This is a genomic window from Stappia sp., from assembly GCF_965276915.1.
Lineage (GTDB): Bacteria > Pseudomonadota > Alphaproteobacteria > Rhizobiales > Stappiaceae > Stappia.
Genome location: NZ_OZ255709.1, coordinates 1,231,247 through 1,250,414, shown reverse-complemented (window position 1 = coordinate 1,250,414; position 19,168 = coordinate 1,231,247). Strand labels below are relative to the sequence as shown.

The 19,168-nt window shown below is 64.1% G+C and carries 25 protein-coding genes, 1 tRNA gene and 1 pseudogene; 23 read left to right on the top strand and 4 right to left on the bottom strand.

What is annotated here, in order from left to right; translation table 11 throughout:
* Window positions 1-96 precede the first annotated feature (96 nt).
* Window positions 97-1,110: a hypothetical protein gene (locus ACQY46_RS05900; RefSeq protein WP_428699345.1), complete on the bottom strand. Its 1,014-nt coding sequence runs from the start codon at window positions 1,108-1,110 to the stop codon at window positions 97-99.
* Window positions 1,107-1,952 (bottom strand): hypothetical protein, encoded by an 846-nt coding sequence (locus ACQY46_RS05895; RefSeq protein ID WP_428699344.1) that lies wholly within the window; start codon window positions 1,950-1,952, stop codon window positions 1,107-1,109. Before ACQY46_RS05895 ends, ACQY46_RS05900 begins: the two co-directional genes overlap by 4 nt.
* Before the next feature lie 179 nt (window positions 1,953-2,131).
* Between ACQY46_RS05895 and ACQY46_RS05890 the strand changes: the two genes are divergently transcribed.
* The 7 genes from ACQY46_RS05890 to ACQY46_RS05860 are packed head-to-tail and all read left to right on the top strand — an operon-like array spanning window position 2,132 to window position 6,629.
* On the top strand, window positions 2,132-3,394 hold the full coding sequence (locus ACQY46_RS05890) for a hypothetical protein (RefSeq protein ID WP_428699343.1): 1,263 nt from the start codon (window positions 2,132-2,134) through the stop codon (window positions 3,392-3,394).
* Between the two features lie 30 nt (window positions 3,395-3,424).
* A complete protein-coding gene (locus tag ACQY46_RS05885) occupies window positions 3,425-3,961 on the top strand; it encodes a hypothetical protein (protein ID WP_428699342.1) in 537 nt (178 codons plus the stop codon).
* A gap of 5 nt (window positions 3,962-3,966) precedes the next feature.
* Window positions 3,967-4,344 carry a hypothetical protein gene (locus tag ACQY46_RS05880; RefSeq protein ID WP_428699341.1) on the top strand — a complete coding sequence of 126 codons (378 nt, stop codon included), beginning with the start codon at window positions 3,967-3,969 and terminating at the stop codon, window positions 4,342-4,344.
* Window positions 4,345-4,346: 2 nt separating this feature from the next.
* Window positions 4,347-4,649 (top strand): hypothetical protein, encoded by a 303-nt coding sequence (locus ACQY46_RS05875; protein ID WP_428699340.1) that lies wholly within the window; start codon window positions 4,347-4,349, stop codon window positions 4,647-4,649.
* The gene (locus ACQY46_RS05870; protein WP_428699339.1) at window positions 4,649-4,972 is read left to right on the top strand and encodes a hypothetical protein; all 324 of its coding nucleotides are present in this window, start codon (window positions 4,649-4,651) and stop codon (window positions 4,970-4,972) included. The genes ACQY46_RS05875 and ACQY46_RS05870 overlap by 1 nt, the downstream gene beginning before the upstream one ends.
* Complete coding sequence (locus tag ACQY46_RS05865; protein ID WP_428699338.1) at window positions 4,972-6,366, top strand: type IV secretory system conjugative DNA transfer family protein; 1,395 nt, start codon at window positions 4,972-4,974, stop codon at window positions 6,364-6,366. The genes ACQY46_RS05870 and ACQY46_RS05865 overlap by 1 nt, the downstream gene beginning before the upstream one ends.
* Window positions 6,363-6,629: a hypothetical protein gene (locus ACQY46_RS05860; RefSeq protein ID WP_428699337.1), complete on the top strand. Its 267-nt coding sequence runs from the start codon at window positions 6,363-6,365 to the stop codon at window positions 6,627-6,629. The genes ACQY46_RS05865 and ACQY46_RS05860 overlap by 4 nt, the downstream gene beginning before the upstream one ends.
* An 8-nt stretch (window positions 6,630-6,637) precedes the next feature.
* Here ACQY46_RS05860 and ACQY46_RS05855 read toward each other — a convergent pair whose 3' ends face one another.
* Entirely contained in the window at window positions 6,638-6,907 is a 270-nt protein-coding gene (locus ACQY46_RS05855) for a hypothetical protein (protein ID WP_428699336.1), read from the bottom strand.
* 58 nt (window positions 6,908-6,965) lie between these two features.
* Between ACQY46_RS05855 and ACQY46_RS05850 the strand changes: the two genes are divergently transcribed.
* The 5 genes and pseudogenes from ACQY46_RS05850 to ACQY46_RS05830 all read left to right on the top strand — a co-directional run.
* Window positions 6,966-7,439 (top strand): hypothetical protein, encoded by a 474-nt coding sequence (locus ACQY46_RS05850; RefSeq protein WP_428699335.1) that lies wholly within the window; start codon window positions 6,966-6,968, stop codon window positions 7,437-7,439.
* A gap of 118 nt (window positions 7,440-7,557) precedes the next feature.
* Entirely contained in the window at window positions 7,558-7,971 is a 414-nt protein-coding gene (locus ACQY46_RS05845) for a hypothetical protein (protein ID WP_428699334.1), read from the top strand.
* A gap of 63 nt (window positions 7,972-8,034) precedes the next feature.
* Complete coding sequence (locus ACQY46_RS05840; protein WP_428699333.1) at window positions 8,035-8,229, top strand: hypothetical protein; 195 nt, start codon at window positions 8,035-8,037, stop codon at window positions 8,227-8,229.
* A 12-nt stretch (window positions 8,230-8,241) separates the two neighbouring features.
* Window positions 8,242-8,598, top strand: coding sequence for a hypothetical protein (locus ACQY46_RS05835; RefSeq protein ID WP_428699332.1), 357 nt, complete (start codon window positions 8,242-8,244; stop codon window positions 8,596-8,598).
* Window positions 8,595-9,608 (top strand): annotated as a pseudogene (locus tag ACQY46_RS05830) (recombinase family protein); the annotation flags it as partial. The gene ACQY46_RS05835 and the pseudogene ACQY46_RS05830, both read left to right, overlap by 4 nt.
* Before the next feature lie 541 nt (window positions 9,609-10,149).
* Here the strand turns inward: ACQY46_RS05830 and ACQY46_RS05825 are convergent.
* A tRNA-Ser gene (locus ACQY46_RS05825) sits at window positions 10,150-10,239 on the bottom strand.
* Between the two features lie 510 nt (window positions 10,240-10,749).
* On the opposite strand from ACQY46_RS05825, the gene ACQY46_RS05820 reads away from it, so the two are divergent.
* The 11 genes from ACQY46_RS05820 to rlmH all read left to right on the top strand — a co-directional run bounded on the left by ACQY46_RS05820 (window position 10,750) and on the right by rlmH (window position 19,128).
* The gene (locus ACQY46_RS05820) at window positions 10,750-11,385 is read left to right on the top strand and encodes a 50S ribosomal protein L21 (RefSeq protein WP_428699331.1); all 636 of its coding nucleotides are present in this window, start codon (window positions 10,750-10,752) and stop codon (window positions 11,383-11,385) included.
* Between the two features lie 40 nt (window positions 11,386-11,425).
* On the top strand, window positions 11,426-11,695 hold the full coding sequence (gene rpmA, locus ACQY46_RS05815) for a 50S ribosomal protein L27 (protein WP_306029127.1): 270 nt from the start codon (window positions 11,426-11,428) through the stop codon (window positions 11,693-11,695).
* Between the two features lie 133 nt (window positions 11,696-11,828).
* Window positions 11,829-12,449, top strand: a complete 621-nt coding sequence (locus tag ACQY46_RS05810; protein ID WP_428699330.1) for a GNAT family N-acetyltransferase — start codon at window positions 11,829-11,831, stop codon at window positions 12,447-12,449.
* The gene (locus tag ACQY46_RS05805; protein WP_428699329.1) at window positions 12,431-13,009 is read left to right on the top strand and encodes a GNAT family N-acetyltransferase; all 579 of its coding nucleotides are present in this window, start codon (window positions 12,431-12,433) and stop codon (window positions 13,007-13,009) included. Before ACQY46_RS05810 ends, ACQY46_RS05805 begins: the two co-directional genes overlap by 19 nt.
* Complete coding sequence (locus ACQY46_RS05800) at window positions 13,006-13,539, top strand: GNAT family N-acetyltransferase (protein WP_428699328.1); 534 nt, start codon at window positions 13,006-13,008, stop codon at window positions 13,537-13,539. The genes ACQY46_RS05805 and ACQY46_RS05800 overlap by 4 nt, the downstream gene beginning before the upstream one ends.
* A 37-nt stretch (window positions 13,540-13,576) precedes the next feature.
* Window positions 13,577-14,620 (top strand): GTPase ObgE, encoded by a 1,044-nt coding sequence (gene obgE, locus ACQY46_RS05795; RefSeq protein WP_306029123.1) that lies wholly within the window; start codon window positions 13,577-13,579, stop codon window positions 14,618-14,620.
* Window positions 14,621-14,704: 84 nt separating this feature from the next.
* Entirely contained in the window at window positions 14,705-15,952 is a 1,248-nt protein-coding gene (proB, locus tag ACQY46_RS05790) for a glutamate 5-kinase (RefSeq protein WP_428699327.1), read from the top strand.
* Window positions 15,945-17,231 (top strand): glutamate-5-semialdehyde dehydrogenase, encoded by a 1,287-nt coding sequence (locus ACQY46_RS05785; protein ID WP_428699326.1) that lies wholly within the window; start codon window positions 15,945-15,947, stop codon window positions 17,229-17,231. Before proB ends, ACQY46_RS05785 begins: the two co-directional genes overlap by 8 nt.
* Window positions 17,232-17,876, top strand: coding sequence for a nicotinate-nucleotide adenylyltransferase (locus tag ACQY46_RS05780; protein ID WP_428699325.1), 645 nt, complete (start codon window positions 17,232-17,234; stop codon window positions 17,874-17,876).
* Between the two features lie 259 nt (window positions 17,877-18,135).
* On the top strand, window positions 18,136-18,546 hold the full coding sequence (gene rsfS, locus ACQY46_RS05775; RefSeq protein WP_428699324.1) for a ribosome silencing factor: 411 nt from the start codon (window positions 18,136-18,138) through the stop codon (window positions 18,544-18,546).
* A 99-nt stretch (window positions 18,547-18,645) separates the two neighbouring features.
* Window positions 18,646-19,128, top strand: a complete 483-nt coding sequence (gene rlmH / locus ACQY46_RS05770; protein WP_428699323.1) for a 23S rRNA (pseudouridine(1915)-N(3))-methyltransferase RlmH — start codon at window positions 18,646-18,648, stop codon at window positions 19,126-19,128.
* Window positions 19,129-19,168: the final 40 nt, after the last annotated feature.

Genomic DNA, 19,168 nt, shown 5'->3' with positions numbered 1-19,168 from the left:
TCGTCGAGGCTGGCTCGTTTTCATAAGTTTCCGGCATGGCGTTCATCGTGACGAAGCAGCTTGCAGGGACTGCTTGAGCCAAGCGCGTTCAGCGCCTTACCTGAAAAGGCTGAACTGCCCGACGCGTTCGATGTAGGGTGAGCATTCATTCAGCATCGCATCGATTTCCGATTCAAGGCTCTTTTGCCAGTCCGGATCGGTGAAATCACGCAGGAACCCAACTGCAGGATAGATCGTTTCAAAGAGAGTTAGAATTTGGCCGAGTGGGATCATAATAGCGTTCAAAAATTCCTCGCCTGTTCTCTCCTCATCCCAAATTCTCTTTGCACCTGTAATGGCTACCGAAAACCGCAACATCGGTGAAGGATAGCCGGGAGCTTTCACGTCTCGCAGGCGTGCTGCTTCTTCAAGTGCAAGGGTAAAGACTGTGAACCCGAAGAGGCCGAACAGCATGTTGTCTCGTCTGGAGCCGTTCGCCCAACGTGACAAAGGTGGGGCTGAACTCGTTGCAGCTTCTGCCAGAAGCTGGGAGCCGACATGATCTGCCTCATATTCGAAAAATAGCGGCGGGACGTCACCGCGCTGTGGCTGGCTGAGCGTCAGGATATGAAGCTCGTCAATTGACGCAACGTTATTCGAGATGGATTTGAGATAATTTATGTGACCAGAAACAATATGCGCTACCTCGTGCTGAAATACGGCGAGAAGCATCCCACCAAACACGTACTCGCAATATGCTTTCTGATTGTCTGGGAAAAGCTGCGCAGCCGCTTCGATGCGGTCTTCAATTTGCTTTCGGCTAAGATACTGATAATTACTGAAATCGAGGTTCAGTGCGGAACTTTCATCAGGGTCTCTGTCGACATGTGCAGCAACGATTGCCGCGACCTCAAAAGCCCAGACGCAAAGTCCCAGGGTCAAGATAATGTCGTAGCAACTGTCTTCAAAATTCCATCGCACAAAGGCAGTCGCTTCTGCAGTCTCATCTACCCGAACGCAAATTTGCGCATCGATGCCATATGCCGGATTACTCGACAAGCCGGCGGCATGGGTCTGAAGCTCTCGCTCTGCCGTCTTCAGAAAGGTTTCAAACAGTCGGGAGCGGGTCATTCGAAGACATGTTTGGCAGCAGCGCGCGGTGTGTCCCCCGAGTGGTCCACTATCTGGATATCGGCGAAAAACAGCCGCCGCTCGACGGTTTTCTGCGAGCAATAGAAATTTACTATGTCCTGAAGCACAAGCGTATCAAGGGCGGTATCCTGACGCGTTGCCCGAACGACAAACTCCGGCACGACCTGCCTGCACTGCATGACAACAAATCTATAGCTGTTCACCGCTTCATCTTCGCGCATGAACGATGGCCGGCCGCTCGGCTGGAGGCCGGGGACATGAATGGTCCCAGCGTCGCCGACGATGGTTGCGGGACATGGGAACCAGACGTTATCGAGGCGGTAGAAAGCGGCGATGTTTTCGCCGAGAAAGGCAGTCGCAAATTCGAGGCGAAAATCGCGACTACGTGGCACTTTGAAATGCGGTTTCGGTGAAGGCTGCTGATTGAAGCGGATAGCTCCAAGCGTTGCATCGTCTGCGACAATCAGCCGAGTGGCTTGCTCGTTGCCTTCCTCGTCGATCAGGTCATTCAGATTTTTCCATTTGCGAGTTTTAAGCGCCAGATCGAGCCGTTCGGTCGGTCCTAGGATCAAAGCGTGAAGCTGCGCCGAACCGTACACGTCGGGTAAGCTCTTTTCGAACAGCTCCTCAAATTTCTTCTGGTGTTTCAATGGGACGTGATTGCGTCTCTGCCTCCCGTTCTCGAATCCCCACCCAATTACGGTCTTGCCGCGCACGTTGCCGAAAAAAGAGCCAAGCGCGTTCCAGTCGGGAAAAAGCCCGTGTTTGATCAGTAGATTCAACTTCCCGTAGAGATCGGGAATTTCGCCAAACTCCCCCAACGGTCACTCCCTTGCCACCGGTTGCCTCGTGTACGGACGAGATCTGACTCTCATCCGTACCACTGTCGTTGAACTTCCTGCCATCTCCGAAGGCGGACTGCCGCACGCTCATACTCTTAGCAATTGACCCCGAGCGAGCAAGCGGCAGCCGGACATCGTAGCTTGAAATGGGGAGCTCCATGAACGAGGCACAACAGACGAACGATTGCATCCGCCGCGAGCCGGGAACTGGATTTTCCTTCGCCAATATGATGCTGCTCCTGGCGTGCATCCTTTCCGGCGGCATGGTCAGCCTGGCTCTGCCACACCTGATCACTGGGTCCGGCGTGATGGTCACCGTGAAGTCGGCACTGTTGGCGACGAGCGGTGTCATCATCTCCTATGCGGTCAACCGCTTCGCGGTGGAGCGGGGCGCTCCGCTCACGGACAAGGGCTATCGGTTGGCCGGCGTCGTGTCGGTTCTCTCGATTGCGACGGTGGGTCTTGGACTGTTCTCGGCGACCTATGCCGGGCTGGTGTTCAAGGATGTCGAGCAGCTCAGCATCGAAGCGCATGGCGAGGCGTTGAGCGGGTTCGTGAGCGACCGCTCGGCGGCGGCCGCGCGATCTGCCGGTGTCGTGCCGGCCATGAACACGATCGTCTCGGACCTTGCAGACAAGTACGAGTGCGAAGTCGCTGCCTCCTGCATTTCCGGGAGGGGGAGCGGGGGCAACGGGCCGGTTGCGCGGGTTCTCAGCGAAAAACTCGGCAAGGCGGAAGCGCTGGCGCAACAGGTCGAGCGCGGCGAGGCCCTGCGCCGGCAGCAGATCGAGCGGATTGCCGCGCTGCATGGCGAATACCAGAAGAGCGCGTCGGACGATCTGCCGATGGACGACAAGCGCCAGGCACTGCGGGGGATCGATCTCAATATCCGTCAGGCGCTGGCCGATCTTGATACGGCCATTCCCGTCGCCTTGCTCGCCGCCTATGCCGAAGAGCTGAAGGGCGGCGCCGAGATCAAGGGGCGCCCGGATGCCGCCCGCAAGGTCAGCGGTATTTTGCGCCAGCACGGGCAGGCGATCACGGACATCGTCCGCAAGCTCCCCGAACAGGGCTCCTCGGCACCTGCGTTCCCGAAGCAGACGGGCGTGTCCGATACCTTCGCCCATATGGGTCACTTCCTGCCCATCGTCCTGATCACTGCCGCCGTGGAACTGGTGCTGCCGATCAGCCTCTGGATCTACACGCTCATTGCGCTGCGGTGGGCGTCCTATCGCCAGGCACCACCCGTTCCGCGCCGGCCTCACCCCGAGGACGAGGCCCTGCGCCAGTTGCTCTGGGGATCGGCAGAAACGACGGACCGCAATCAGGCGCTGCCGCATTCCGACCAGCGGCTCGAAGAACGTGGCCATCAGCGCTCGCTGCCCTCGACCTTTGGGCATCGGCCGCGCGGCCGGCGCTAACGCGCAACTCCAGGATCACAGGAGGCAAGAATGTTCGGAGAAAACGGAAGTTTGCCGATCACCGGCGGCGCGTTGCTCGCGGTGCTGCTCTACGGGGCGACGAGCCTGTTCGTCACCGGCCCGCTTGTCGGCGAGCGCATGATGGAAAAGCTCGAGTGGGGTGCACAATGCGCCCGTCACCTGCGGGCCGAGGTCGGGGCGGCGGAGCCGCCCGCTCGTACCATGCCCCAGCTCGGTTGCAACGAGATGTTGGGCTTCATGTTTGGTGGAGAAGGCGCCCGGTTCTGTGCGCGCCACGGCAACATGTTCACCAACAACCCGATTAACCGGATGCTCGACGCCACCGACCGGACGGCGCGCGAAGCACAGCAAAAGCGGATGAACCATGCCGCGTCGAAGGCCGGCTCGCGCTGCGAGTGCGCCGTCACCACCACGCTCGAGGCCCGCAGGGTTCCGTTCGCGATCCATGCGGGCTCGGCGCGCCTGATTACCCCGTCTTCCGTCCGGCTGCTGGAGAGCGAGCTTGTCTCCTCTCTGAACACGCCGGCCTGCGCGATGAAGGGATGAGAGCGATGATGATCGGTTTCGTGCAGATCGACGAGGAGCACGGTGCGGTCAGCACGCACCGCGATTCCTATCTCCTCGACAACATCACCGTGGTTTCCGTGCGGCGGCCTTTTCTCGCCGGAGGTTTGATGGTGGGTACGGGCTTCGGCGGCTTCGCGCTGGGGTTCTCGGACCTTCTCTATCCGCACGAGATCGCGGTAACGCTGGCCCTTGCGGGAACGGCGCTCCTGGGCGGCCTGCAGGCCGGGCAGCTCAAGCTGCTCTCGCGCGACTTGCGTGGCTCGGAACTGGCCGACGTCATCTGGGGGCGCTACGCGCACCTGAACGCGGTGCGGCTGCGGATCGCGCGGGCGATGGCCGGCCGCCGGGCGGGAGGGCGCTGACCATGGTGCCCATTCCTTCGACCTTCGGCGCAACTGTCGCGATCAACGCCAAGCTCCTGATGGCTTGCGGGTTTGGCTATGCGGCCTGGAGCCTATGGCCCACCTCTCCCCAGTGGTGGGGACTTGGCGTGACCTCGATCCTGCTGGGGCTCGGCGCCTTCGGCCTTGTCCTCAACGCGGTCCAGTTGATGGCGCGCGTCTATGCCCGCGAACGGGCGCTTCGCGAGTATCTGAAGCTGGGTCCTCCGCCGAAGGACGCGAAAATGGCGTCCCCGGACCAGCTTGACCAGGCGGGGATGCGCTGATGGCCCAGATCGTCCACCGCATCCTCGGCATCGGGTTCGATGGCAAGCCCATCTATGCGCCCAAGCGTGCGCACTTGCTCCTGCTTGCCGCCGCCGGCGGCGGCAAAACGACCTGCGGAGCCGTCCCCACGACGACTGTCGCTCGGTTGCGTGCCGTTGTGCCCGACAACGGCGCGCAAGCCTTGATCGAAGAATTTCCGAACGGTCAACGCAACCTGTATTGGAGACTTGAGCCACGAGCGCTGATTGGATCTGCCCTCGCCAATATCGGGTGCAACCAGGGCACAACTCCCAATAGCTTCAAAAAAGCGGGGATGCGCTGATGGCCCAGATCGTCCGCCGCATCCTCGGCATCGGCTTCGATGGCAAGCCCATCTATGCGCCCAAGCATGCGCACTCGCTCCTGCTCGCCGCCGCTGGCGGCGGCAAGACCACTTGCGGAGCCGTCCCCTGGCTTCAGTCGATGATTGCGGACCATTCCCGCGCCATTGTTGTCACCGACTCCAAGGAGGGGGAGATTGCCGCGCAATGTGCCGCCATGTGCGCCCACTATGGGCGCAAGGTCGCGATTGTCGACGACTTCGGTGTCCTCGATCGCATCTTCGGCCCGAGCAATCCCTATAAGATCTCGCTCAATCGCCTGGGCGCGGTGGTGTCCTCCTACATCAAGGACAAGGGCGAGCTGATTTTTTCGGCTGAGAACGCCAATCACGCCCTGATCGAAGAGCCGCCGCGAGATCAACGCAACGCGTTCTGGCGCAACGAACCGCGCACGCTGATCGAGTTTGCCGGCTGCACGCTGCTGGTGCGCAATACCAAGCTGGCGACGCCCGGCGGCATCTGGTCGATCCTGTCCGACCCGAGCCTTTTGCGGAAAGTCGCGGAAGTCGAGGCCGAGGAAAGCGACGAATATCTGCGTTCGCTCGCCCTGCATGTGCTGGGAATGATGGAGAATGAGGAGCACTTCTCCCAGCACCGCGCGGCCGCGCTGACGGCATTGCGCATCTATGCCGCGAGCTCCGTCCTGCACCGTGCGGGCGTGAACGCCACCCACACCCATGCGGAGCTGATCCGCGACAAGTACGTGATCTTTCTTGTCGGTCCCGTGCGCCACATGGAGCGCCTCGGCGCGGACTATGCGCTGTTGCTGCAATCCTTCATGGAGGTCGTCCTGGGCGGCAACGCCGTTCCCGTGTCCTTCATCCTGGATGAATTTACAAACGCCCCGCTCAAGGCGCTGATCTCACAACTGACCACCATGCGTGGATATGGTGGCACCTGCCACATGATCGCGCAGTCGCGTTCCGAGATTCAGCGCAAGTACGGCGACAAGGAAACCGCGACCATCGAGGAGAACGCGGTCGTCAAACAGTGGTTCGGCTTTTCCTCGTTCGAGGAGGCCGAACGTGTGTCGCGCGCCATCGGCGAAGTGCGCAACGTCTCGCACGCTATCGGCCTGCAGGCCAATGAGTTCGGCATCTCGCGCAACCTCTCCAGCGGCAAGGACCGCCGCTTCACGGCGGACGAACTGATGCGGCTGCCGCCGGACGAACAGATCATCCACGTCAAGGATATCGGCTTCATCCATTGCCGGAAGGTCCGGCAAAACGAGATCGCTCCCTATTGCCATGATCTGGCGCCGAACCCCTTGGAGGGCGGCGTCCTTGCCCCCGATCCCAAGATCACGGTGCCGACAAACGCAAGGAGCACGCCATGAAGAAGGTTCGTTTCTTTCGTGCCGGCTATTTCGTCTGGGTGCTCGCACCGCTCGCCCTGTTTGCCTCCGGCGGGCTCGGCGACCCCCATGTGATCTGGTCGTATGAGTGGCGTGCGCTTGGGACGAATGCTCGCCAGGACTGGTCGCAGCGGTACTACACGCGCTGCACCTATATCGGACGCAGCGGCACCCTCACCGAGTACCCCGACAACGGCAAGTGCGGCTGGATCCGCTTTGCCCCGGCGCGCGGAGCGGCACGATGAGGGCGGCATCACTCCCGCGAGGACACCACGCGCAGCACCGGGCGAACCGTCACCGGACGCCGCTTGAGATTGTGGCGCCGTGCCAGTGCGTATTCGGCCAGTCCCTTGAGGAAATCCATAATCTCCGCGCGATCCTCGCCGGCGGCGATATCCGCATCGCACTGCGCGCGGGTGTAGGGCAGCACCAGGCACCATGGCTTTATCTCCCGCCAGAACTGCTCGTAGTTCATCGGGGCAAGCCATTCCTCCACATCGTCTCGTGTCTCGAACATCTGCATGCAGAAAGTGTCTCAAATTCCGGGCACGCAATGCAAATTCCAGATCCCGGAGGTCGCCATGACCGGTGACCTCGGCAAGGACATCCGGACGCTATTCGCCAAGAGCGTTCTGGAACACGAGGCGGCGCGGCATCTGAACGCCGACGAGCGCACGGCCTATCGCAAGATCAAGGACGATCACGCGGCGATGGTGCGTTTCGAAGAGCGCCAGTTCGAGCTGGAATTCCAGACCCGTTTCGAGGTCGCCCGCAAGGAGATCATCGACCAGCGGGCGGCCAAGGACCGGACCTTCGCGCCGCGCTGGTTCGGCAGGGACACGTTCGATCAGGGCGCCATCGACCGCCAGGCGGTTCGCCTCGTCCATCAGCAGCATGCCCAGCAGCTCGCGCGTCTTGGCGAGGAGCGGGATGAGCGTGTGAACGCCTTGTTGTCCGCCGTCGGCGAACGACAGGACGCGGGCACCGAACTCCGGCGGCAGTTCAAGCAATCAGCGGATCGTCGCTCCGGCCGGGAACGCAGGAGGTCAAGATGATCTGCATTACGCAAAATAAAACGAAAGAATATGTCCGCGCTTTTTCTTGCCGTTGATAGGAATTACATCCTATATATGTTCTCATTTTGTTCTATACACGAAAGGAGCACGTAGAACCATGAGCAACGAAAACACGACCAACAAAACCACGACCCGCAAGACCCAGGGCGAGGCAGCAGCTCGCGAGAGCTTTTCGGGCCGCCTGCTGACCGATCGCCAGTTCGATGACGTCTTGGCGATCACCGGCATTATCGAGCGGGAAATCAGGTCCTCCGGCGCGTTCAAGGACAAGCTGGGCGATTATTCCTATGCTTTTGCCCGCTCGGAAAAGTTCGATGCGATGAAGGCGGAGACCATCCTGCGCGATATCTTCAAGGAGCGCACGGGCCGGACGATGAACCAGTACCGCGAGGACCTGGCAAAGCGCGAAGAGACCCTCACCGATGATCATCGCGCGCTCGCCTATGCGCGGGCCTGCGATATCGGCGACATGATGGAGAAGGGCGTGAAGATGTCCTTCCACCGGGCATAGGCGCATCAGGCGCAGCAGCTCGCCGAGGAGATCGGCATCACCGATGCCTGCGCCAAGCGTCTGATGCGCGAGGAATTCTCCGCCGCCGAGAATGCCGACCTGACGGCCTGGGGCAAGGAGCTCGACGAGCAATATTACCGGCCTCAGATCGAGGCGGAGAAAGCGGAACGAAGCCGGGAGGAGCCTTCGCGCACGTCGTCCCGCAGCGCCGTGCAGCGTCCCCGCCAGCCGTTCCGCTCGCGCTCCGGCCCTCAGTAACGGGAGGTAGCAGTGGCTGTAACAGACGACTTCGAAAGCACCGCCACGCGGTCCGGCGATCTCGCCGGACCGGTTCCCTCGCGCGCCAGACCGCCGGTTCTGACGCTGGATGTGGCCTTGTACGAGGATTGCTTCGAGAACAGCGAGCTGACCGATGAGCAGAAGCGGGAGTTTCTTGAAGCGCTCTGGGTGATCATCGTCGGCTTTGTCGATCTCGGCTTCGACATCCATCCCGTCCAGCAGGCATGGCAGGCCGATGGCTGTGAGCAAATCGACGAAAACACCGGAATCCGGCTCTCGACCCTGTTATCATTCGAGGAAGAACAAGAAAAAGAGGGCGATAATCCCCTCGGAGAGGAGGAAGTATGAATGAGTTCTACAAGCGCAACCACGAAACCACGGACGGTGAGCCGTTAAAGGCGATAATTTACTGCCGCGTGTCCAGTGTTGCGCAAACCAAGAAGGGCGACGGCCTTCAAAGCCAGGAGACGCGCTGCCGCGAGTATGCCGGCTTCAAGGGCTACCCGGTGATCAAGGTCGTCTATGATCGGGCGGTGTCGGGCAAGCTGCTCGACCGTCCCGGCATCAAGGAAGTGCTGCAGTTCCTCAAGCGCGAGAAAAATGCCGACCAGTACGTCGTTGTGTTCGACGACATCAGCCGCCTCGCGCGCGATATCCGCACGCATATGGATCTGCGCGATGCGATCTATGCGACCGGTGCGCAGATGGATTGCCCGACCATGGAGTTCCGCCAGGATTCCGACGGGCTGTATTTCGAGGGCATGCAGGCGCTCAACGCGCAGCACTATCGCCTCAAGAATGCCGAACAGACCAAGGCCCGCATGCGCGCCCGTGCGATGGGCGGCTATTGGCCGTTTCGAAGGCCGCCCGGCTACAAGGTCGTCAAAGTTGCCGGACATGGCAACCTTCTCGTGCGCGACGAGCCGATGGCGTCGGTCATTCAGGAGGCACTGGAAGGCTTCGCCAACGGTTCTCTTGCATCTCAAGCCGAAGTGAAGCGGTTTCTGGAATCGCGTCCGGAGTTCATGGCCAAACGCAAGCGCCGCGAGCTGCGCTACGAAGACGTGATCCGCTTCCTGACGCGCCCGCACTATGCCGGCTATATCGAAGTCCCCGAATGGGGCGTGACGCTTCGCAAGGGGCATCACGAGGGGCTGATCACCCTCGAGCAATACGAGCGCATCCAGCAGCGCATCAACGGCAACGCGCGCGTGATGGCGCGCAAGAACAGCGGCACGGATTTCATCCTGCGCGGCGCTCTGGCCTGCGGCGAGTGCGGGAACGCGATGACTGCCTGCTGGTCGACCAGCAAATCCGGCAAGAAGCACCCGTATTATTTCTGCTTCAGCAAGGGCTGCGCGGCCTATCGCAAATCGATTCCCCGCGACAAGGTCGAAGCCGAGTTCGAGACGCTGCTCCGGCACATGACGCCCAGCGAAAACACCTTCGTGATCGCGCGCGCGATGTTCAAGCATGCCTGGGAAACAAGGTTGGCACAGGCCACGGAAATGATCGCCGCGCTGAAGTCCGAGGTCGTGCGTCTCGATCGCCAGATCGAACAGCTTCTCGACCTGGTGGTGAACTCATCCAGTGCGACGACCGTCAGTGCATATGAGCGCAGGATCGCGCGGCTGGAGAAGGAGAAGCTGATCGCCGCTGAGAGGCTCGCTCAAAAGCCCGGTCCGAAGCGCACCTTCGAGGAGATGTTCGAACACGCCTGCAATTTCCTCGCAAGCCCTTTGAATATCTGGAAAAATCCAAGCCCGGCCGCCCGAAAGCTTGTCCTGAAACTGGCCTTTGCGGAGCGTCTGCAATATCGCCGCGATACAGGATTTCGAACACCGAAAACCACCTTGCCGTTCAAGGTGTTAGGCGATTTTTTGTCCGATGAAAGAAGGATGGCGGAGAGAGAGGGATTCGAACCCTCGGAACGCTTGCGCGCTCAACGGTTTTCGAGACCGCCCCGTTCAACCACTCCGGCACCTCTCCGCATTGACGAGATGTCGTGGTCTCAAAGTGCGACGGTACATATCGAAGTGCGGCGCGCCGCACAAGGGGCGGTTTGCGATTTTCCTCGCCGATTTTGCAATGCCCGCCGGGCCTTGCACGGACCCGGACGCGACCAACGGGTGCGGCCTGCCCGCGAACCGTCCCGGACAGAGGCAGAAAAGCGCCGGGAACGGCGCGCGCAAGCGTTGACTTTGCCATCCCGATCCGTATATTCGCGCTGCTTCGCAAAGGGACTGAAAGTGTCCCTCCCCGTTGCCCGAGGCATTCCGCCGATCCCCGCAACCGCAACAGCCGTCCCGACAAGGGCACGCGTCCGGTTTCGAATTCGGCAGGCCGCCGGGTTTCCCGATCCAGGGATCCCGCCGGTTTCTCAAAGTTCCCATTGGGCCCGTTCAGGGCTCGCAAGGGACGCCACAGGGTGCGGCTGCAAGCCGTCCGAACCACGCCGGTCCGGGTCGTGTCAAAAACGAAAAGAAGGACGTGCGAGACATGTTCGCAGTGATCAAGACGGGCGGCAAGCAGTACCGCGTCGCCCAGGACGATCTGCTCAAGATCGAGAAGCTGACGGCCGAGCCGGGCGAGACCGTGACCTTTGACGAGGTTCTGATGGTCGGCGGCGAGACCGCGACCGCGATCGGGTCCCCGGTCGTCGACGGCGCCAGCGTCGTTGCCGAGGTCGTGGACCAGGGCCGCCACCGCAAGATCATCATTTTCAAGAAGCGCCGCCGGCAGAACTCGCGCCGTCGCAACGGCCACCGCCAGAGCTTCACCCTCGTCAAGATCACCGATATCCTGACGGGTGGCGCCAAGGCCGCGCCGAAGAAGAAGGCCGCCGCGCCGAAGGCCGAGAAGGCCGCTACGCCGAAGGCAGAGGAAGCTGGCGCCGAAGGCGAGCTGCCGGTGCTGTTCACCGCTCCGGAAGGACCGGCCGACGATCTGAAGAAGATCTCCGGCGTCGGCCCCGTGCTGGAGAAGAAGCTGAACGCGCTGGGCATCACGACCTACGCACAGGTCGCGGCCTTCACCGCGGAAGACATCGCCCGCGTCGACGACGCCCTTTCCTTCAAGGGCCGTATCGACCGCGACAACTGGGTTCAGCAGGCAAGCGAGCTGGCCGGCAACTAAGCCGCCGTTCAACGCTAGCGTTTCGACGAGGAGTTTCGTCATGGCACATAAAAAGGCAGGTGGCTCGTCCCGTAACGGCCGCGATTCCGCGGGCCGACGTCTGGGCATCAAGAAGTTCGGCGGCGAGGCAGTCGTTCCGGGCAATATCATCGCGCGCCAGCGCGGTACGAAGTGGCATCCGGGCACGGGTGTTGGCATGGGCAAGGATCACACGATCTTCGCCATGGTCGAGGGCACGGTGACCTTCGAGAACAAGGCCAACAAACGCACGTTTATTACCGTAACGCCACTCGTAGACGCAGCAGAGTAACGCCGACGTGTTTGGTTCCAACCGCCGGCGTCCCATCGACCCGGCGGTTTGAGAAAACCGGCATGATCGCGACAGATCAGGGGAGATGGGCCGCCATCTCCCCTTTTTCTTTGTCGCAACGCCGGAGGACACCATGGTTGCGGATCTGGAAGACAGCCTGGAAGAGGAAAGTCTGGGCGCGGCCGCCCGGCCGCAGGATAGCGAAAGGCTCAGGCTCGATGCCCTGCGCCAGGACGATCTCACCGATATCGTCTTTCTCGCCAACAACCGGCGCATCGCGACGATGGTCGCCTCGATGCCGCATCCCTTCACCGTCGCCGACGGGCGCAACCTGATCGCCGCGGCCGCGACGCGCACGGTGAACCGCGCCAAGTTCGCGATCCGCATGCGCTCCACCGGGCGTTTCATCGGCGAGATCGGCTACGGCACGCTCGACGAGGACGGCCCGATGCATCTGGGCTACTGGATCGGCGAGCCGTTCTGGGGTCAGGGATACGCCACCGAGGCGGCGCAGGCGATGATCGACCACGTCTTCTCCACGACGCGGATCGAGCGGCTGACGGGCGCGGCCCGCGTCACCAACCCGGCTTCGCGCCGGGTTCTGGTGAAGTGCGGCTTCCAGTTCGTCGACCAGGGCATGATCGTCTCGCGCGGCGCCGGCGGACCGGTCTCCGTCGACCGCTTCGCGCTCGAGCGCAGCACATGGTGCGCCCTCAAGCGCTGGGGGCAGATGTCATGTCTCGTCAGCGCCTGATCGACCGCCTCGCCACCCGGCGCCTGGTGCTGCGTCCGCTTCAGCGGGCGGACGCGGATGCGATCGAGACCCTGTGCGTCCGCGACTTCGAGGTCTTGCGGTGGATGACAAGCCTGCCCTGGCCGCCCGAGGACGGGGCAACGGAAGGCTTCATCGCGGCGGTGGCGGACCAGGACCCGGTGAGCGGTGAAGCGGCCTTCGCGGTGACGCTCGGCGGCATTGTGATCGGGCTTGTCAGCATCACGGCACCGGGGGACCTCGCCGAGCATCCGGACTGCCCGACGCTCGGTTACTGGATCGGCCGGCCCTTCCAGGGCTTCGGTTATGCCGGCGAGGCGGCGGCGGCCGCACTCGACTGGGCGTTCGCCGCACATGGCTGCCAGGCCGTGGCGGCGCGCGCCTTCGCCGACAATGCCGCCTCGCGCAAGGTGCTGGCGCGGCTCGGCTTTCGCGAGACCGGGCGGACGATGCGCCGGTCCAGGGCGCTTCAGCACGAGGTCGAGAATGTCGTCCTGCGGCTGGAGCGGGGCGAGCGCCAACAAACGGAGGCGGCACAATGACGCCGGTCCTGCGGACGCCGCGCCTGACCCTGCGCCGGCCCACCGGTTCCGATATCGACCGGCTGCTGCAGCTTGCAAGCGACTTCGAGGTCGCCCGCATGCTGGAGCGCATGCCGCACCCCTACACGTTGTCGGACGGCGAGGCGTGGCTTGCCGGGATCGGCAGCGATCCGCGGCGGACGGACTTCGCCATCGACGACGGCAGCGGACTGATCGGCGGCATCTCGCTTCGCGGATTGGACGAAACGCCGGTGATCGGCTATTGGCTTGGCCGGCCCTACTGGGGCCGGGGCTACATGCGCGAGGCGGCGGGTGCGGTGCTTGGCGGTCTGTTCGACAGCCGCGACGTGGCACAGGTCGAGGCGCGCGCCATGACGGAGAACACGGCTTCGCTGAAGGTTTTGGCGAAGCTCGGCTTTGAGGATGTCGGTCCGGCCGAATGCACATCGACCGCCTGCGGGCAGACCCGCCCGGCGCGGCGCTGCCTGCTTGACCGGGCGACGTTTCACCGCCTTATGACAGGGGCCTGACCGGCATTCCGGCAGGTCCAATGGAAAGACAGGACAGATGAAGTTTCTCGACCAGGCCAAGATCTATGTCCGTTCCGGCGACGGCGGTGCCGGCGCGGTTTCGTTCCGCCGCGAGAAATACATCGAGTTCGGCGGGCCGGACGGCGGCGACGGCGGGCGCGGCGGCGACGTCTATGTCGAATGCGTCGACGGCCTCAACACGCTGATCGACTTCCGTTTCCACCAGCATTTCAAGGCCAAGACCGGCATGCACGGCATGGGCCGCAACCGCACCGGCGCCAAGGGCGACGACGTGGTGCTGCGCGTGCCGGTGGGCACCGAGATCCTGGAAGACGACAACGACACGGTGCTTGCCGACATGACGACGGTCGGCGAGCGCCTGCTGCTCATGAAGGGCGGCAATGGCGGCTTCGGCAACGCCCATTTCAAGTCCTCCACCAACCAGGCACCGCGCCATGCCAATCCGGGTCTGCCCGGCGAGGAGAAATGGATCTGGCTGCGGCTGAAGTTGATCGCCGATGCCGGCCTTGTCGGCCTGCCCAATGCCGGCAAATCGACCTTCCTCGCCGCCGTTTCGGCCGCCCGGCCGAAGATCGCCGACTATCCCTTCACCACGCTGCATCCCAATCTCGGCGTGGTCGAGATCGACGGGCGCGGTTTCGTCATCGCCGACATTCCCGGCCTGATCGAGGGCGCCCATGACGGGGTCGGCCTCGGCGACCGCTTCCTCGGCCATGTGGAGCGCACCCGCACGTTGCTGCATCTGGTCGACGGAACCCAGGAAGATCCTGGCGAAGCGTACCGGGTGATCCGCGGCGAGCTTGCCGCCTATGGCAACGGGCTCGACGAGAAGCGCGAAGTGGTGGCGCTGTCCAAGGTCGACGCGCTCGATCCGGAGACGCGCGAGGCGCGCGCAGCCGAACTGGAAAAGGCCAGCGGCCAGAAGCCCGTGCTGCTGTCCTCGGCCAGCGGCGAGAATGTCGAGCGGACCCTGCGCATGATCCAGAGGGCGATCGACGGCGACCGCGAGGAAGAGGCGAACATGGTGCCGCATCTTCCCAGCGAACCCTGGCGACCATGACGGTGCCGCCGGGGTCAGACCCCATGCCGCCCCTTTCGTCATCGCGCCCGCACCGGGCAGGAAGCTCACGGACCCAGACGCACCATGTCCACCGGCAAAGAGACCGCCCGAACGGGTAAGGGCGGCTCGGGAACCTCCCTCACGAACACATTCCCCGCAGGCAAGCGCCTCACCGGCTACCGCCGCGTCGTCGTCAAGATCGGCTCGGCCCTTCTGGTCGAGGACGGCCGGCTGAAACGCGACTGGCTCGACGCGCTCGCCGACGACCTTGCCATGCTGGCCCGCGCCGGCTGCGAGCTGATCGTCGTCTCGTCGGGCGCCATCGCGCTCGGGCGCGGCGTGCTGAAACTGCCGCGCGGCCCCTTGAAGCTCGAACAGGCGCAGGCGGCCGCCTCCGTCGGCCAGGTGGCGCTGGCGCAGGCCTATGCGGAGGCGCTCGGCGCACGCCAGCTGACAGCCGGCCAGGTGCTTCTGACACTCGGCGACACCGAAGAGCGGCGGCGCTATCTCAACGCCCGCGAAACGCTCAACATGCTGCTGAAGCTCGGCGCCGTACCGATCGTCAACGAGAACGACACGGTGGCGACCTCCGAGATCCGCTATGGCGACAATGACCGCCTGGCGGCGCGTGTCGCGACGATGGCGAGCGCCGATTGCCTGGTGCTTCTGTCCGATGTCGACGGGCTCTATACCGCGCCGCCGGCGACCAATCCGGACGCGGTGTTCCTGCCGCAAGTGCCGGCGATCACGGCCGAGATCGAGGCAATGGCGGGCGCGGCCGGGTCGGAGCTCTCCCGCGGCGGCATGCGCACCAAGATCGACGCGGCGAAGATCGCCACCTCCGCGGGAACGACGATGGCGATCGCCAGCGGCAAGCGGCTCAACCCGCTGGCCTATCTGGAAGGCGGCGGACGGGCGACCTGGTTCCTTGCCCGCTCCACCCCGGCGAGCGCGCGCAAGGCGTGGATCGGCGGCCATCTGGAACCGCGCGGGGCGCTGGCGCTCGATGCCGGCGCGATCCAGGCAGTGATCGCCGGTCGCAGCCTGCTGCCGGCCGGCGTCCGCCAGGTGGACGGCACGTTCAGCCGGGGCGATGCGGTGCGCATCGTCGGGCCGGACGGGCGCGACATCGGCCGCGGCATCGTCGCCTACGATCACCCCGAGGCGCAGTTGATCATGGGGCGCAACAGCCGCGAGATCGAGGCGATCCTGGGATATGCCGGGCGGGCCGAGATGGTGCATCGCGACGATCTCGTGCTAAGCGGGCAAATGGACGAAACGGGACAGGCCGCGCACGACGGCACGGCAAGGGGAGTGCGGGACGATGCTTGAACGGGCAACGACCGGAAGCGGTGACATCGCAGCGCTGATGCTCGACATGGGCGCGAGGGCACGCAAGGCCGCACGCCGGCTGGCGACGCTCGACGCAGGCGCCAAGAACCGCGCGCTCGCCGCGATGGCAGCCAAGGTACGTGCGGCCAAGGCCGAAATCCTCGCCGCGAACGCCGAGGACATCGCGTCGATGACGGCGAACGGCCAGACAGCCGCCTATCTTGACCGCGGCACCTTGAACGAGGAGCGCATCGAGGCGATCGCCGCCGGCATCGAGGCCGTGGCGGTGCTCGACGATCCCGTCGGCAGCGTGATCGCCGCGTGGGAGCGGCCCAACGGGCTCAGGATCGAACGGGTGCGCACGCCGCTCGGCGTCATCGGCGTCATCTACGAAAGCCGCCCGAACGTGACCGCCGATGCCGGAGCGCTATGCCTCAAGGCCGGCAATGCGGTGATCCTGCGCGGCGGCTCGGACACGATCCGCTCCAACCGCGCAATCCATGCAGCGCTCGCCGCCGGTCTCACTGAAGCCGGCCTGCCGGAAGACGCCATCCAGGTGGTGCCGGTGACCGACCGGGCGGCCGTCGGCGAAATGCTGAAGGGCCTTGGCGGTGCGCTCGACGTGATCGTGCCGCGCGGCGGCAAGAGCCTGGTCGCACGCGTCCAGGACGAGGCGCGGGTGCCCGTCTTCGCCCATCTGGAAGGCCTCTGCCACATCGTCATCGACAGGAAGGCGGATCTCGACATGGCGGTCGCGATCGCCGCCAATGCCAAGATGCGGCGCACCGGCATCTGCGGCGCGATGGAGACACTGCTCGTCGACCGCGCGGTGAAGGACACCCATCTGGCGCCCATCTGCAAGGCGCTGGTCGCGGCCGGTTGCGAGCTGCGCGGCGATGCCGAGGTCTGCGCGGCCATCCCCGAGGCCGTTCCGGCCAGCGAGGAGGACTGGCGCACGGAATATCTCGACAGCATCCTCTCGGTGCGCGTGGTCGACGGTCTCGACGCGGCGATCGGGCATATCGAAACCTACGGCTCGCATCATACCGACGGCATCGTCACCGACGATCCGGAGGCGGCCGCGAAGTTCTTCGCCGAGGTGGATTCGGCCATTCTCACGCATAATGCCTCGACCCAGTTCGCCGATGGCGGCGAGTTCGGCATGGGCGGCGAGATCGGCATCGCGACGGGACGCATGCATGCGCGCGGACCGGTCGGCGTCGAGCAGCTGACGAGCTTCAAGTACCGCGTCCACGGTACGGGTCAGGTGCGCCCCTGAATGCGCGCCACCGCGACCGCTCCGCGCGACGATCCGCGGACGGCGATTCCGCATGCGGAACCCGGCAATGTCATCGGCCTGTTCGGCGGGTCGTTCAACCCGCCGCATTCGGGCCACCGGCTCGTCGCGGACGTCGCCCTGTCGCGGCTCGGGCTCGACCAGCTCTGGTGGCTGGTGACCCCGGGCAATCCGCTGAAGGATCACTCGCAGCTCGCCCCGCTGGGCGAGCGCCTCGATGCGGTGGCGGCCCTCGCCCGCCATCCGCGCATGCGGGTGACCGCGCTGGAGGCGCGGCTCGGCACCAGCTACAGTGCCCGCACGGTGGACCTGCTGCGGCAGAAGCGGCCGCGTTTGCGGTTCGTCTGGATCATGGGAGCCGACAATCTCGCCGGCTTCCACCGCTGGCAGGACTGGCGCGGGCTGATGGAAAGCGTCCCCGTCGCCGTGATCGACCGCCCGGGCGCCACGCTTTCGGCGCTCTGGTCGCCGGCCGCGCAGACATTTTCCGGACGGCGGGTCGACGAGCAGGACGCGGGCCTTGTGGCCAGGCAGCAGGCTCCGGCCTGGACCTTTCTGCACGGTCCCCGGGACCCGTCCTCCTCGACACGGATCCGGGCCGGGCAGGCCGGCGCGCGGATGTCTTGAAAACGCCACCAAGCAGGGCCACTCTATCCCCAGCGTCAGAAGAGTCGCTTTAGGCGAAGTTCTGGCGTAGAAGGCCGGGTACAGAACACCCGCCGGCCGGCAGGTCCTGTGCCCAATCGGCGCGATCCGCGGATCGACCGACGACGAGGCCCGCCCCGACAGGGCCGGAAACGTCGCGGCGAGGCGGTCGGCAGGACTGACCGGCAACTGCCCTCGCGGCAAGGCCGGGCGAACCGGATGAAAGGCTATCCGTCTGAGCATGATCTTTGAACCCGAGGCGACGGCGGCAGCCGCTCCTCATCCCGCAGCAGGCGGCACGCATGGGCGTGCGAGCCTGCTCGACACCGTCCTCGCCTCCCTTTCGGATTCCAAGGCCGAGGACATCGTCACCATCGACATCACCGGCAAATCGCCGATGGCCGACCAGGTCATCGTCGCATCGGGACGTTCGCACAGGCATGTCGGCGCCATCGCCGATCACCTGCAGAGCGACCTCAAGGATGCCGGTCATGGCAATGCCAAGATCGAGGGAGCACCCCAGTGCGACTGGGTGCTCATCGATGCAGGCGACGTGATCGTTCACGTGTTCCGCCCCGAGGTCCGCGACTTCTACAATATCGAGAAGCTGTGGTCGGCGGATGTGAGCGCACCGGTGCATTACGCCGGCTGAGCCGAGGCGGCAGCCGAGCACACCGAAAAGGGACCCGCCGCATACCCGGCGGCGGGGATGGAGTTTCTGCGCTCCTCCCCGGCAAGGCACGGATACCGGATGCGCCTGCATATCGCCTGTATCGGACGGCTGAAGTCGGGACCCGAACGCGAATTGTTCGACCGCTACGAAGGACGCGTGGCCAAGGCCGGACGTGCCGTTTCGCTGGGTCCGCTGGCGGTTACAGAACTTCCCGAATCACGCAGTCCCCGCGCGGAGGACCGCAAGAGCGAGGAGGCGCGCGCGCTGCTGGCAGCAATCCCGGCGGGAGCTGTGATTTTCGCCCTCGACGAGACCGGAAAGACGCTGACCAGCGAGGCATTCGCCGAACAGCTCGCGGACCTGCGCGATGCCGGCACCGGCGATCTCGCGCTCGCGATCGGCGGTCCGGACGGACATGGCGAGACCGTGCGGCAGGCGGCGCGCCTGACGCTGGCCTTCGGGCCGATGACCTGGCCGCATCAGATCGTGCGCGCGCTCGCGGCCGAGCAACTCTACCGCGCGGTGACGATCCTGTCGGGGCATCCCTATCACCGGAGCTGAAAAACCGGACTGTCGAGGGGCAATGCTGCCCGTATTCCGC

What these genes read in the sequence shown, in the direction of transcription:
- ACQY46_RS05805 (WP_428699329.1), top strand. Translation starts at nt 12,431, where the DNA reads ATGTCTCGTCAGCGCCTGATCGACCGCCTCGCCACCCGGCGCCTGGTG.
- ACQY46_RS05885 (WP_428699342.1), top strand. Translation starts at nt 3,425, where the DNA reads ATGTTCGGAGAAAACGGAAGTTTGCCGATCACCGGCGGCGCGTTGCTC.
- ACQY46_RS05785 (WP_428699326.1), top strand. Translation starts at nt 15,945, where the DNA reads ATGCTTGAACGGGCAACGACCGGAAGCGGTGACATCGCAGCGCTGATG.
- rsfS (WP_428699324.1), top strand. Translation starts at nt 18,136, where the DNA reads ATGATCTTTGAACCCGAGGCGACGGCGGCAGCCGCTCCTCATCCCGCA.
- ACQY46_RS05845 (WP_428699334.1), top strand. Translation starts at nt 7,558, where the DNA reads ATGAGCAACGAAAACACGACCAACAAAACCACGACCCGCAAGACCCAG.
- ACQY46_RS05780 (WP_428699325.1), top strand. Translation starts at nt 17,232, where the DNA reads ATGCGCGCCACCGCGACCGCTCCGCGCGACGATCCGCGGACGGCGATT.
- rpmA (WP_306029127.1), top strand. Translation starts at nt 11,426, where the DNA reads ATGGCACATAAAAAGGCAGGTGGCTCGTCCCGTAACGGCCGCGATTCC.
- ACQY46_RS05810 (WP_428699330.1), top strand. Translation starts at nt 11,829, where the DNA reads ATGGTTGCGGATCTGGAAGACAGCCTGGAAGAGGAAAGTCTGGGCGCG.
- ACQY46_RS05820 (WP_428699331.1), top strand. Translation starts at nt 10,750, where the DNA reads ATGTTCGCAGTGATCAAGACGGGCGGCAAGCAGTACCGCGTCGCCCAG.
- proB (WP_428699327.1), top strand. Translation starts at nt 14,705, where the DNA reads ATGTCCACCGGCAAAGAGACCGCCCGAACGGGTAAGGGCGGCTCGGGA.
- ACQY46_RS05900 (WP_428699345.1), bottom strand. Translation starts at nt 1,110, where the DNA reads ATGACCCGCTCCCGACTGTTTGAAACCTTTCTGAAGACGGCAGAGCGA.
- ACQY46_RS05870 (WP_428699339.1), top strand. Translation starts at nt 4,649, where the DNA reads ATGGCCCAGATCGTCCACCGCATCCTCGGCATCGGGTTCGATGGCAAG.
- ACQY46_RS05800 (WP_428699328.1), top strand. Translation starts at nt 13,006, where the DNA reads ATGACGCCGGTCCTGCGGACGCCGCGCCTGACCCTGCGCCGGCCCACC.
- ACQY46_RS05850 (WP_428699335.1), top strand. Translation starts at nt 6,966, where the DNA reads ATGACCGGTGACCTCGGCAAGGACATCCGGACGCTATTCGCCAAGAGC.
- ACQY46_RS05875 (WP_428699340.1), top strand. Translation starts at nt 4,347, where the DNA reads ATGGTGCCCATTCCTTCGACCTTCGGCGCAACTGTCGCGATCAACGCC.
- ACQY46_RS05860 (WP_428699337.1), top strand. Translation starts at nt 6,363, where the DNA reads ATGAAGAAGGTTCGTTTCTTTCGTGCCGGCTATTTCGTCTGGGTGCTC.
- ACQY46_RS05890 (WP_428699343.1), top strand. Translation starts at nt 2,132, where the DNA reads ATGAACGAGGCACAACAGACGAACGATTGCATCCGCCGCGAGCCGGGA.
- ACQY46_RS05865 (WP_428699338.1), top strand. Translation starts at nt 4,972, where the DNA reads ATGGCCCAGATCGTCCGCCGCATCCTCGGCATCGGCTTCGATGGCAAG.
- ACQY46_RS05840 (WP_428699333.1), top strand. Translation starts at nt 8,035, where the DNA reads ATGCGCGAGGAATTCTCCGCCGCCGAGAATGCCGACCTGACGGCCTGG.
- rlmH (WP_428699323.1), top strand. Translation starts at nt 18,646, where the DNA reads ATGCGCCTGCATATCGCCTGTATCGGACGGCTGAAGTCGGGACCCGAA.
- ACQY46_RS05880 (WP_428699341.1), top strand. Translation starts at nt 3,967, where the DNA reads ATGATGATCGGTTTCGTGCAGATCGACGAGGAGCACGGTGCGGTCAGC.
- ACQY46_RS05855 (WP_428699336.1), bottom strand. Translation starts at nt 6,907, where the DNA reads ATGCAGATGTTCGAGACACGAGACGATGTGGAGGAATGGCTTGCCCCG.
- obgE (WP_306029123.1), top strand. Translation starts at nt 13,577, where the DNA reads ATGAAGTTTCTCGACCAGGCCAAGATCTATGTCCGTTCCGGCGACGGC.